This is a genomic window from Pseudomonas sp. B21-017 (assembly GCF_024749245.1).
Lineage (GTDB): Bacteria > Pseudomonadota > Gammaproteobacteria > Pseudomonadales > Pseudomonadaceae > Aquipseudomonas.
Genome location: NZ_CP087194.1, coordinates 3500789 through 3513456, shown reverse-complemented (window position 1 = coordinate 3513456; position 12668 = coordinate 3500789). Strand labels below are relative to the sequence as shown.

Annotated in this window: 11 protein-coding genes; 4 read left to right on the top strand and 7 right to left on the bottom strand. The window is 58.8% G+C overall.

Annotated features, from left to right (window positions below):
* The first annotated feature begins 249 nt into the window (after positions 1–249).
* From gnd to LOY28_RS15825, 3 genes are read left to right on the top strand one after another with little or no spacing between them, the layout of a single operon-like run.
* Positions 250–1230: a phosphogluconate dehydrogenase (NAD(+)-dependent, decarboxylating) gene (gene gnd, locus LOY28_RS15835; RefSeq protein ID WP_258612100.1), complete on the top strand. Its 981-nt coding sequence runs from the start codon at positions 250–252 to the stop codon at positions 1228–1230.
* Entirely contained in the window at positions 1227–2750 is a 1524-nt protein-coding gene (gene zwf / locus LOY28_RS15830; protein ID WP_018926086.1) for a glucose-6-phosphate dehydrogenase, read from the top strand. Before gnd ends, zwf begins: the two co-directional genes overlap by 4 nt.
* Positions 2747–3571: an HAD family hydrolase gene (locus LOY28_RS15825; protein WP_258612099.1), complete on the top strand. Its 825-nt coding sequence runs from the start codon at positions 2747–2749 to the stop codon at positions 3569–3571. The genes zwf and LOY28_RS15825 overlap by 4 nt, the downstream gene beginning before the upstream one ends.
* A 97-nt stretch (positions 3572–3668) precedes the next feature.
* Here LOY28_RS15825 and nhaB read toward each other — a convergent pair whose 3' ends face one another.
* From nhaB to LOY28_RS15810, 3 genes are all read right to left on the bottom strand, one after another.
* On the bottom strand, positions 3669–5171 hold the full coding sequence (gene nhaB, locus LOY28_RS15820) for a sodium/proton antiporter NhaB (RefSeq protein ID WP_258612098.1): 1503 nt from the start codon (positions 5169–5171) through the stop codon (positions 3669–3671).
* Positions 5172–5238: 67 nt separating this feature from the next.
* Positions 5239–6528, bottom strand: a complete 1290-nt coding sequence (locus LOY28_RS15815; protein ID WP_258612097.1) for a hypothetical protein — start codon at positions 6526–6528, stop codon at positions 5239–5241.
* A gap of 282 nt (positions 6529–6810) precedes the next feature.
* Positions 6811–7077, bottom strand: a complete 267-nt coding sequence (locus LOY28_RS15810) for a hypothetical protein (RefSeq protein ID WP_018926082.1) — start codon at positions 7075–7077, stop codon at positions 6811–6813.
* Between the two features lie 343 nt (positions 7078–7420).
* On the opposite strand from LOY28_RS15810, the gene LOY28_RS15805 reads away from it, so the two are divergent.
* Positions 7421–8746, top strand: coding sequence for a sigma-54 dependent transcriptional regulator (locus LOY28_RS15805; protein WP_007937802.1), 1326 nt, complete (start codon positions 7421–7423; stop codon positions 8744–8746).
* A 68-nt stretch (positions 8747–8814) separates the two neighbouring features.
* Here LOY28_RS15805 and LOY28_RS15800 read toward each other — a convergent pair whose 3' ends face one another.
* From LOY28_RS15800 to LOY28_RS15785, 4 genes are all read right to left on the bottom strand, one after another.
* On the bottom strand, positions 8815–10119 hold the full coding sequence (locus LOY28_RS15800; RefSeq protein WP_258612096.1) for a hypothetical protein: 1305 nt from the start codon (positions 10117–10119) through the stop codon (positions 8815–8817).
* 46 nt (positions 10120–10165) lie between these two features.
* Positions 10166–10912, bottom strand: a complete 747-nt coding sequence (locus tag LOY28_RS15795) for a hypothetical protein (RefSeq protein WP_018926080.1) — start codon at positions 10910–10912, stop codon at positions 10166–10168.
* A gap of 45 nt (positions 10913–10957) precedes the next feature.
* Complete coding sequence (locus LOY28_RS15790; protein WP_018926079.1) at positions 10958–11638, bottom strand: C39 family peptidase; 681 nt, start codon at positions 11636–11638, stop codon at positions 10958–10960.
* 67 nt (positions 11639–11705) lie between these two features.
* Complete coding sequence (locus LOY28_RS15785) at positions 11706–12647, bottom strand: heme utilization protein (protein ID WP_096480148.1); 942 nt, start codon at positions 12645–12647, stop codon at positions 11706–11708.
* Between the last annotated feature and the right edge of the window lie 21 nt (positions 12648–12668).

Here is a 12668-nt window from a genome sequence, read left to right as displayed (position 1 = left end):
TCAACTGTAAGTCGACTCCCGAAATCGGGTGCTCACTTACTATCGGCGCCAATTTTGATTTCTTTTGCCCTTGAAGGGAACTTTTTTATTTTTCATGGTCGTTGTGTCTTCGGCACGATTCCCGACGTTATCAGTCTGGATCGGGCACAATGCCCGGAAACTTCATCCCACCGCTCTGGACTAACCTTCACTAGTCGCGTTGGGCTATAACCTTAGACACACTTTATTTGTAGTAGGGAGCATCAGTACATGCAACTCGGGATTATTGGACTGGGCCGCATGGGCGGTAATATTGCGCGGCGCCTGATGCTCAATGGGCACACCACCGTTGTTCACGACCGCAATACCGCTTTCGTCGACACCCTGGCCGAAGAGGGCGCCACCGGCGTCGCCGACTTGCCAGCCCTGGTCGCTGGCCTGGCCAAACCGCGCGCGGTGTGGGTAATGCTGCCCGCCGGCGCACCGACCGAAGACACCATCGACACCCTGAGCACCCTGCTTGAAGCGGGCGATACCATCATTGATGGCGGCAACACCTTCTATAAGGACGATATCCGTCGGGCCAAAACCCTGTCGGAAAAAGGTCTGCATTACATCGACGTCGGCACCTCCGGCGGCGTCTGGGGCCTGGAACGTGGCTACTGCATGATGATCGGCGGCGATGCCGAGACGGTTAAGCGTCTTGACCCGTTGTTCGAGTCCCTGGCCCCGGGTATGGGCGACATTCCGCGCACCAAGGATCGCAAGTCCGATGACGATCGCGCCGAGCGCGGTTACATCCACGCAGGCCCCGCCGGCGCCGGCCACTTCGTCAAGATGATCCATAACGGCATCGAATACGGAATGATGCAGGCCTTCGCCGAAGGCTTCGACATCCTCAAGACCAAAGCCAGCACCAACCTGCCGGAAGATCAGCGTTTCGACCTGAACGTGGCCGACATCGCCGAAGTCTGGCGTCGTGGCAGCGTGGTCTCGTCCTGGCTGCTTGACCTGACCGCCGATGCGCTGGCGTCCGATCCGAAGCTCGACGGCTACTCGGGTGAAGTGGCGGACAGCGGTGAAGGGCGCTGGACCATCGAAGCCGCCATGGAACAAGCGGTGCCGGTACCGGTGCTGTCGAACTCGCTGTTCTCTCGCTACCGTTCGCGCGGGCAAGGCAACTTTGGCGACAAGATTCTCTCGGCCCAGCGCTTCGGCTTCGGCGGCCATGTGGAGACTGCGAAAAAATGACCCACGTGATCCGCAGGAAATCCAAGGCAGAACCCGCACCGCCCACCACGCTGTTTTTGTTCGGTGCCCATGGTGATCTGGTCAAGCGCCTGCTGATGCCGGCGCTGTACAACCTGAGTCGCGATGGTTTGCTGGGGAATGGACTGCGGATCGTCGGCGTTGATCACAACGCCATCAGTGACGAAGCCTTTGCCAAAAAACTCGAAGATTTCATTCGGGCGGAAGTGGCAGCCAAGGTCGGCAAGGGCGATCACGCCCTTGATCCGGCGTTGTGGGCCAAATTGGCCAAACACATCAGCTACGTCCAGGGCGATTTCCTGGATGAGCGCACTTATGACGCGCTGGCGGCGAAAATCGACGCCAGCGGCACCGGCAACGCCGTTTTCTACCTGGCCACCGCTCCGCGCTTTTTCAGTGAAGTGGTGCGACGTCTCGGGGCTGCCGGATTGTTGCAAGAAGCCCCTGAAGCGTTCAGAAGGGTGGTGATCGAAAAGCCTTTCGGCTCGGATCTGTATACCGCCGAAGCCTTGAACGCGTGCTTGCTCAAAGTGATGACGGAAAAGCAGATCTACCGGATCGATCACTATCTGGGCAAGGAAACCGTGCAGAACATTCTGGTCAGCCGGTTCTCCAACAGCCTGTTCGAAGCCTTCTGGAACAACCATTACATCGACCACGTACAAATCACCGCCGCTGAAACCGTCGGCGTTGAAACCCGTGGCAGTTTTTATGAGGTCACCGGCGCCCTGCGGGACATGGTGCCTAATCACCTGTTCCAATTATTGGCGATGGTCGCCATGGAACCGCCGGCGGCGTTTGGCGCCGATGCGGTACGTGGCGAGAAGGCCAAAGTGATCGGCGCGATTCGCCCCTGGTCGATCGAGGAAGCGCGAGCCAACTCAGTGCGCGGCCAATACACCGCCGGCGAGATCGATGGCAATCGGTTGCCCGGTTATCGTCAGGAAACCAACGTCGCGCCCGACAGCACCACTGAAACCTATGTCGCGCTCAAAGTGATGATCGACAACTGGCGCTGGGTCGGTGTGCCGTTCTACCTGCGTACCGGCAAGCGCATGAGCGTGCGCGACACCGAGATCGTCATTTGCTTCAAGCCGGCGCCGTATGCGCAGTTCCGTGACACCGAGGTCGAAGAATTGCAGCCGACCTACCTGCGGATCCAGATCCAGCCCAACGAAGGCATGTGGTTCGACCTGCTGGCCAAACGGCCGGGACCGGCGTTGAACATGGCCAATATCGAGCTGGGCTTTGCCTACAAGGATTTCTTTGAAATGCAGCCTTCCACCGGCTACGAAACCTTGATCTACGATTGCCTCACCGGCGATCAGACGCTGTTCCAGCGTGCCGACAACATCGAGAACGGCTGGCGCGTCGTGCAGCCGTTCCTCGACGCCTGGCAGCAGGATGCAACCGTGGAGAGCTATGCAGCCGGCGAAGACGGACCCAAGACCGCTGACGAACTGCTGACCCGCGACGGTCGCGTCTGGCACAGCCTCGGATGATGGACGTCACGCAACAACCCATCCGTTTTCTGCTCAGTGACATGGACGGCACCTTGTTGCTGCCCGATCACAGCCTCAGCCAGCGCACCATCGATGCCGTTCGCGCCTTGCGTGACGCCGGCGTGCTGTTCAGCCTGGCCACCGGGCGTCCACCTAAAGCCATGTTGCAGCAGATCGAAGCCCTGGGCGTTGATCTGCCGACGGCGGCGTTCAATGGCGGCACGATCGTCAACCCGGATGGCAGTTTGCTGGTGGCGCATTATTTGCCGGCAACCGCAGCGCTGACGGCGCTGGCACTGTTTGCCGATCAGCCGGACATAGAAGTCTGGGTGTTCAGCGGTGGTGACTGGCTGTTGAAGGACTCGAACGGCCCGATGGTCCCGCGAGAGCAACATGGCCTGGGTTATCCGCCGGTGGTGGTCGAGAGTTTCGAGCCTTGCCTGGCACGCATCGACAAGATCGTCGCTGCCAGCAGCAACACCGAACTGTTGATCGAGCTGGAGGCGCGGTTGCTGCCCAAGGTCGAAGGGCAGGCGCAGGTGTCGCGTTCGCAACCGGTCTATCTGGATGTGACGGCGGTGCAGGCCAACAAGGGCGCGGCACTGGCGACGCTGGCCGAGTTTCTCGGGGTGTCGCTGGAACAGACTGCCGCCATGGGCGACGGCGGCAATGACCCGGCGATGTTTCATCGTGCCGGGCTGTCGATTGCGATGGGGCAGGCGGAAGAGGCGGTGAAGCGTCAGGCCGACGTGGTGACCGGGGCCAATACCGAAGACGGCGCGGCCCAGGCGATCGAGCGATACATCCTGAGTTCAGTCTGAACCGCGTTATCGTTCTTCGCGGGCAAGCCTCGCTCCTACAGGTTTTACACATTCCGTAGGAGCGAGGCTTGCCCGCGAAGGCGTCAGACCTGCCACCTCAAAGCCAATAGCTTACGGCGTACCAGCCAAGCCCTCCCATCACCACGGTGTATGGCAGCGCCATCCACACCATCCGCCCGTACGACAGACGAATCAGCGGTGCAATCGCCGAGGTCAGCAGGAACAGGAACGCCGCCTGACCATTAGGCGTCGCCACGCTCGGCAGGTTGGTCCCGGTATTGATCGCAATCGCCAGGGTTTCAAAGTGCTCGCGGCTCATGTGGCCGGAGATGAATGCCTGTTTTACTTCGGTGATGTAAATGGTCGCGACGAACACGTTGTCGCTGATGGCCGACAGCAAGCCGTTGGCAATAAACAGCATGCCCGGCTGTTGATCCGCCGGCAGCGTTAGTACCCACTGGATCAGCGGCGCGAACAGCTGCTGATCGTGAATCACCGCCACCACGGCGAAAAATACCACCAGCAGCGAGGTGAACGGCATGGCGTCCTTGAAGGCGGTGCCGAGGCGGTGTTCGTCAGTGATACCGGTAAACGCGGTGATCAGCACGATCACCATCAAGCCGATCAGGCCGACTTCGGCGATGTGAAACGCCAGCCCGGCAATCAGAATCAGTGCCGCCGCCCCTTGAACCAGCAGCGCGGCGCGCTGACGCGAAGTACGCTCGGCGTTGTCTTCAGCGGCGTAGTTGGCCAGCACCGCACGCACGTTGTCCGGCAGCAGCGTGCCATAACCGAACCAGCGCAGTTTCTCCAGTAGTACGCAGGTCACCAGGCCCGCTGCCAGCACCGGCAACGACACCGGGGCGATCTTTAGAAAGAACTCGGCAAAGTGCCAGCCCATCTCATGGCCGATCAGCAGGTTTTGCGGCTCGCCAACCAGCGTGCAAACGCCACCCAACGCTGTGCCGACCGCGCCGTGCATCAGCAGGCTGCGCAGGAAGGCGCGGAATTGTTCGAGGTCGGCATGGTGCAATGTCGGTAACTGCCGGTCATCGCCGAATTCACTGTCCTGACGCGGATCGTTGCCCGAGGCAACGCGGTGATACACCGAGTAAAACCCCACGGCCGCGCTGATGATGACCGCGGTCACGGTCAATGCATCGAGAAACGCCGAGAGAAACGCTGACAGGAAACAGAACATCAACGCCAGCAGCGCCTTGGAGCGAACTCCCAGCAGCAGGCGCGAGAACAGAAACAGCAGCAGGTCCTTCATGAAGTAGATGCCCGCCACCATGAACATCAGCAGCAGGATCACCGGGAAGTTGTGCACCAGTTCGTCATAGAGCGCCTGGGGCGTGGTCATTTTCAGCAGCAGAGCTTCGATCAGCAGCAACCCGCCGGGCATCAGCGGGTAACACTTGAGCGCCATTGCCAGGGTGAAGATGAACTCCAGCACCAACAGCCAGCCGGCCGCCACCGGACCGATCGTCCACAACACCAGGGCGTTGAGAATCAGGAATCCGATAATGCTGGCTTTGTACCAGCGGGGTGAATGCCCAAGAAAATTGTGTGCGAAGGCCTGGGCCATTGAGCCGGACATCGGCTACTCCTTGTATTAAGAAGCGCGCAACTTGCCGTAAGCGGAAGGGAAGATCAAGTGCAGGAAACTAGGGTTGATAGCGGGCGACGACGGCGCGGTAGTTGCCATCCAGTGAATAGCCGCCGACGACGATGCAACCATCGGCCTGCACGGCCAATGCAGTGGCGGTGTCCGGGCCTCGACTCAGGCGTGTGCGGATCCAGCCCATGCCATTGGCGAAGCTGCGATCCAGCGCCCCATTGGGTAAGTACCGGGCGAGAATGAAATCGCCTTCGAGCCCGCCGCCCGTCGCTCCGACCGTCAGTACACAGTCGTCCGGTTGTATCTGGGCGGCGGTCCACTGGCAGCCGCTGTGGCTGATTTCCAACAGTTGTGGTTGGCCGCTATTGCAATGCATGTCAGGTTGGCCATTGCTGTGAACGTTCAGGGCGAGGCAGTGCATCGGGTCGCGACTGCTGCCAAAACAATGCAAATCACCATTTTCGTGCTGGACGATCTGGCAGACCTGGGCACTCTGACCCCAGGCCTTGAAGCTCATGAAGCCATCCACGGCGAAGCCGTCATCCAGCTGGCCATCGGTGTGATAACGCGCCAGCAAACCTTCCTCGGGGAAGTTGATCGATCCGCCCACCAGGATTCGGCCGTCATGTTGCACCATCAGACTGTTCAGCCAGGTGTTCATCAATAAGTGCCGGACCATGACAAAGCCACGACCGTTGAAGGTGCTGTCCAGCGAGCCGTCGGCATTGAGCCGAATCAGCATGCCGACGTGATCGGCCAATTCAAAGTGATGATTGGCCAGCAGCAGGATTCGACCATCGTCCTGCACGCAGATATCACAGGCCTCGGTACCCGGCACGCCGGGTGGTAACCAAGCGTCGCGAGCGCCTTCGGAAAGCTTCCCCGGCAGGCGCACCACGCAGCGGCCGTGCTCACCAAAACCCTGTATCGGGCAGCCTCGTTGATCAAACATCGCCACGGCGGGCAACGTACGATGAGCATTTTCGTAGTGCAGGCCGGCCACCAGAATGTTCCCGTCGGCCAGCACCCGCACCGTGCCCGCCATGGCCTCGTAGCCGTGGGCGAATTGCCCGATGACACTGCCTTGTTTGCCGAAGGCCAGATCCGCCGAACCATCCTCACGCAGGCGGGCCAGGCCAAAGCGGCTGCCACCTGGCGTGCCGACCTTGGCTGCCGCCAGTATTCGGCCGGTGTGGTCAATCGCCACGCCATTGATCCTGCTGGAAGTACTGCCGGCGAAATACACTTGAGTCTTGCCGCTGCCAGCGAAATGGCTATCGAGTTGCCCGGCGTCTTTCACCGCTGCCGGTATGGCAAAAGCAGTCTGGAGTGGCATGCACGGATCTCCTTGCCAGTCGTCCTTGTCCGGGTGCCCGGAGGTTGACTGCATGAGGAGAACATTCAATCCCTGAATGCGATGATGCGCAACTGCCATTACGCTCGGGAGGAGCGGCGTTTTGTGCCAGAACAGTGTCTTCTCGAACCACTGACAAGCCTGCCAAGTAATCTGGCGGCTAGAAGTTGGAAAACGAAAATGGCGTTATGCAGCTGACCGTAGAAACCGTCAACTAAGGAGAAGAAGGGACGCGGATTACCGGGCGGTAATCCGCGAAAAAGATTAATGCGGCATGGACCACGATTGCAGTGTGTAACCTTCCTCGCTCAGCTCGGCGCGGGCTTGTTCCAGCAAGTGTGCAAGTTGCTGTGGATCGGAATAGGCACTGCTGGGGATTTGTTTGCTGCTGATGCGAGTGTTAGTGCGATCAATGATGGCCAGGCTGAGCTCACCATTACCGTCTTGTGGGGCCCAGGCCACGCATTGAAAGGGTTGGAATGCGCGGTCGGCAATCAAAAGAGCTTCGTTGATACGGAGCGGGGCGTTCATGGGGTCTTCTCTCTGTGTGCCCAATCAAGTGATGTGCCGTCGGTTGGGCTTACCGTTCGGCTGGTTACTTGTACTGATGTCCGCAACCGGGGGTTGGGTCACACACAATCAAAAGAAATTTCAACTTTCTTTGATTCGCCGGCGATTCAGGCAGTTGCTGAAAGCTGAATGAAAGGTTCAATTCGTTAGGCAACTCATTAAGTGATTTTTTATAACTAATAAGCCGACGTCCCTATAAGCAATCGATACAAGCCCGCGTCAATATTTTGCTAGTGTTACACCGAAGCCCGCCAAATGACTGTTTTTAATAATATTTCCTAAAATTTGGCGCCAAGGAACAGTCATGATCGAAGCGCCTGCTTTACGACGTCTTTTAGTAGTGGATCCTTGCGACGACTGCCACCGTTTGCTGCCGGGTTTACGCGCTGTGGGTTGGGATGTCGACAGCTGTACCCTGGAAAACGCCGCGGAGCGAACCTGCGACGTCGGCCTGTTGCGCTTGCAGCCGTTTCATCTGGAACGTCCGGAAGCCGTCAAGGAACTGATCACCCGTAGCGGTACCGAGTGGATCGCCGTGCTCGATCAGGATGTCCTGCGAATGCAGAATGTCGGGGATTTCGTCTGCGAATGGTTTTTTGACTTCCATACCTTGCCGTTCGATGTTTCAAGGGTTCAGGTCACTCTGGGCCGAGCGTTCGGCATGGCGCGCCTGCGCGGGCAGGGCACGGTTCATATCGATCAGCCTGAACACGAACTGCTCGGCGACAGCAAACCGATTCGCGAGCTGCGCAAATTGCTGAGCAAACTGGCGCCCACCGAATCGCCGGTGCTGATCCGCGGCGAAAGCGGCACCGGTAAGGAATTGGTCGCCCGTACCCTGCATCAACAATCCCAGCGTCACAGCAAGCCATTCGTGGCGATCAACTGTGGCGCGATTCCCGAACATTTGATCCAGTCCGAATTGTTTGGTCACGAGAAGGGGGCCTTTACCGGCGCCCATCAGCGCAAGGTCGGGCGGATAGAAGCGGCCAACGGCGGCACCCTGTTTCTCGATGAAATAGGCGATTTGCCACTGGAGCTGCAAGCCAATCTGCTGCGCTTCCTGCAGGAAAAACACATCGAGCGGGTTGGCGGCCATCAACCTATTCCGGTGGATGTGCGGGTATTGGCGGCGACGCACGTCGACCTTGAAGAGGCCATCGAGAACAAACGCTTTCGCGAAGATTTGTACTACCGTTTGAACGTCCTGCAAGTAGTCACCGTGCCGCTGCGTGAGCGCCATGGTGATCTATTGATGCTGGCCAACCACTTTTCCCATTTCTACAGCAGTGAAACCGGCCGTCGTCCGCGCAGCTTCAGCGAGGATGCGTTGGTCGCCATGGGCAAGCACGACTGGCCGGGCAATGTCCGCGAGCTGGCCAATCGGGTACGTCGTGGGCTGGTATTGGCCGAAGGACGACAGATCGAGGCGCGAGACCTGGGGCTGCTCAGTCAACACGCCTTCGCCACGCCGATGGGCACCCTTGAAGACTACAAGACCCGCGCCGAACGCCAGGCGCTGTGCGATGTGTTGAACCGGCACAGCGACAACCTGAGTGTTGCCGCCCGTGTCCTGGGCGTGTCACGGCCGACTTTTTACCGATTGCTGCACAAGCACCAGATCCGCTAGGGCGGTGCAACAAAAAAGGCCCGCTACGACAACTATCGTAGTGGGCCTTTTCTATTGCGGGGTGCGGTTTAGAAGTAGTACGGGAATTTCAGGCTGAAGGAAAAGTCCGGCGCATCGTCGGTCATACCGATGGACAAGTTGGGAACGATCGTCAGGTTGTCGGAGGCCGCGATGGTCATGCCGACGTTGAAGTAACCGGCGTTGGCGTCACTGGACACCACAGACTCCCAATCCCCGCCATCCTGCTTGAGCTTGCTTTTGCGTTGCACCAGGTCAGACACCGAGAACGACATACTCATTTTTTCGTTCAGCGCGAACGCGATGCCCGCGCCAATCTGGAAGCTGTCGCCGATCCGCACCTTGCCCGGGACTTTCTGATTGACGGTGGCACTGATGTCGTCGAAGGAACCTTCGAAGTTGTGGGTGTAGGACAGGCTACCGAACAGAACCGCTGGATCGTAGGTCTTGACCAGCGAGATACCGGGGCTGATCGACCAGACGCCGTTGCCGGTTGGCAGGGTGTCAGGCACGAACAGGTTGGTATTGGCGTCGCTCTGGCGCAGTTTGATGCCGAACGGGTCCTTGCCGGTCGGCGCCTTGACCCGGAAGGTGAACACGGCATCCGGGGTGTTGACCGATTCGTCCATGAATTTGTAGGCGATCCCGAAGTTGACATCGCCCAGTGTCGGATCGCGTGTGACGGTTTCTTCGCTGGTCACCCCCGCGGCACCGTTGTTGGCGCCACCGGACTGATACGTCGATTCGCGGTACACCACTGGTACGTTCAGGTCGAATTGCCAGCGATTGTCGAAGTTGTAGCGCCCGGTAAGGTCCAGCGTCCAGGTGTCGGCCTTGATCCGGTCCAGGTTGATGTTGCCCAGAAAGATCGAGTCCAGTGCGAGGAAGCCGTTGAGGATCAGCTGGCGGGTGTCGTAACGCGAATAGGTCAGCCCGGTTTCGAGGCTGAACTTGCCGCCGCCGAAGAATCCGCTGGCCTCGTCATACAGGTTGGAAACACTCTGTGCCGGTTGAGAGTCATCGGCCAGTGATTGTCCATAGGAACTGCCGCTGCCTGCGGCGCCTCCTGAAGCCGCGGCCGCTCCCGTCCTTGTGGCCACTTGCGGATTGCCTTTCATGTCGGCTGGCGACTTGGCCAGGCGTTTAGGCGGTGCCGCCGCCGGTTGATCCTCCACTTGGCGGACTCGTTGTTCGAGTACTGCCAAGGCCTTTTGTTGTACTTCGTATCGTTGCTTGAGCTCCATGAGTTGTTGCTTCAAAGCTTCCACGTCCGCATCGGACGCTGCTTGCAGCAGCGCCGACGGGAACAAAGTACTCAGACAAACGATCGCGCGCAGTGGTACTGACCGATACATGATAAGCCGTCCCCCATGAAGCCCGATGATCGAACATCAGCGTAGTTCAATATCCCAGGCTGCGTAGTGCCTTGAGTTGATTCAGATTGCAGTTGACTGCTCCGGCATTTCGGCCGTTGTTGTTAAGCACTACATTAAGTTGCGTCAGGTTATTGACCCTGTTGCTGTTGCCCAGAAGCCGGGTGTTCTGCACCAGCCCCCCCTGAGCCGCCTGTTGCATGGCTGTGCCTTGGTTGTTGTTGGCCTGGATGGCCATTTGCACGCCACCACCGGTGTTCGACACCGCGACGCTACCGGCGGCATTGCTGTCGGTAATGGTTTGCCCGCTTGTCAGCACCTGCCCTTGGACGGGACTCGGCGCCGGCGCCTGGTTGGCCTCTTTGACGTTGATGGCGACATTGTTGTAGGCGGTATTGCCGTCACCAGCGGCGCGAACAGTTTGGGTGACTCCCTGGGTAGTGGTCAGTCCTGCGCCACCGATCACATTTCCGGTGCCCGATGGCGGCGTACTGCCATTACCAGTTTCTTTAATGGTCGACACGTAAAGTTGCGGCTTTACGGTAGAGGCCTGGATCTGCATGGCAGTCGCCACCCCGATCAGGTCTCCGCTGGCATTGCGCCAGGTGCTGCTCATGATGATGCCAAAGCTGATGATCCGCCCTGGCATGACATAACGACCGCGTAGCTCGGCGAGCTCATGGTCCTTGAGTTCGATGGGTTTGAATCCTGCATTGGCATAGCCCGATGCGCTTGCTGCAAGGCAAGCGGCGGCCAGCCAGTATGAGGTTTTCATCTGCTGCTCCCGGGGCATCCGGCCCTCTCTATCATCAGTGGGCGATTAGAAGAAGTCGCTCTGAATGAAGCCAAAGTCCATCAGTTCGGCATCTTTGACCGGGTTGAATGTGTCCAGCTTGTTCTTGGCCGTCAGCGGTTCCGGAGGGCTACGCAGTGCATTGGTTTTATCGTAACCGGGACCCACGATAGCGAAGACAATGCCGTTCCAGCCCTTGACAAAGTCATCATGGGAATAGCGTTTGTGCCCAAGCACCGGGTCGCCGATATAGACCCAGTTCTTGTCCGCCCGCTGCATCACCACGAAATGCTTGTAGCCGCGAATTTCCATCAGCACCACCACCGGAATGGTCACCGCTTCGAGTTTCTCGGGCGGTATCCGGTAGCCACGCGCGCGCATGCCGATTGCTTCGATGTAGCGCTTCATGTCCAGCATGGAGAAACCTTGAGTACGGACAAGGTTCTGATCAGCATTGATCAGCATGCCTTTGATGATGTGTTCCTCATCGACATCGAGCCAGTAAGCCTGGCGTAGCACCGTGGCCAGTGCGGCAGCGCCGCAGCTGAAGTCGGTTTTTTGTTCGACGATGTCGCTGAACTTGCGCTCACGCACGCTTTGCACCTGCTTGTAAACCAGCATGCCGCCAGGCAAGGCGGCGACTGGCATCTGTGCCGCCTGAGTCAGGCCGCACAGGCACAGCAGGGCGAAAAAGGCTGTCGTACGCATGATCGATACGCCCTCGAGGAGCCATGGAAAGAAAGCCCCGTTGCCGGGGCTTTCATTTCGATCGCGATTACATGCAGGCTCTGCAGCCGGCAGCAATGGACAGAGAGTTGCTTTGTTGGTTGCCCACACCCGCCGACACGTTGGCACCGCCGTTGCCGGAGAAGCTGTTCATCGAGTTGGTCATGGAGGCGTTGTTCACAACCGGGTTTTTCCAGCCGTCTGGAGTCAGCACTTGATGGGTGGTGACGCCAGCCAGATCGAAGGTGCCCACGGCGCTGAATTTGAACTTGTCATCGCCTCTGTGACCCCAGCCACTGTCGTCGATCGTCCCGGTGCCTTTGGCCTTGAAGGTGCCCGAGGACGTGGTGGTATCGGTGAGGGTGGTGGTGACGTGGGTCCGGTCAGCCTTGTTGTCGACATCCAGGCCGGTGGTGGATTGGTAAGCGTCAGCCGAGGCTGTTGCTACCCGGCCGCCAGACACGGCAATCGCCAGGTTGTTTTTCTGTTGGTTGAAGTTGCCGGCAGTCACGTTGATGCCAATGTTGCCGGAGCCGTTGTTGCCAGCATTGTTGAGCGTGGCGTTATTTTGAGTAGAGCGGTTTTTGACGTAGTTATTGGTGTTGTACTGATACGCGGTGGAGGTTGCCTCGGCAGAACCGAAGATGAAACTTTCATCAGCGGTAGCCAGCGCGGCGGCGTTGTCTTGTTGGTTGCCATCGCCACCCGCGACGTTGGCGCCCATGTTGCCGTTGGAACCGTTGAGCGAATTGTCAGCCTCGGCGGTGTTGTTGGTGCCTTGGTTGAGTACCGAGTTGCCGCTGCTGTCCTGTGTATCCCCTACATAGGCGCTGGCGGCTGAGTCGATTGACAGTTGCTGTTCCCAGGTGGGACCTTTGGGGCCGTGATGATGGTGGCCGTGACCATGGTCGTTATCGTTGGCTTGTGCAGCCATCGCCATGACGGCTGCCAGGGCGAACACGAGAGGCTTGAGAGCCATTGTGGGTTTCATGGTGATTCTCCGTGCTTATTA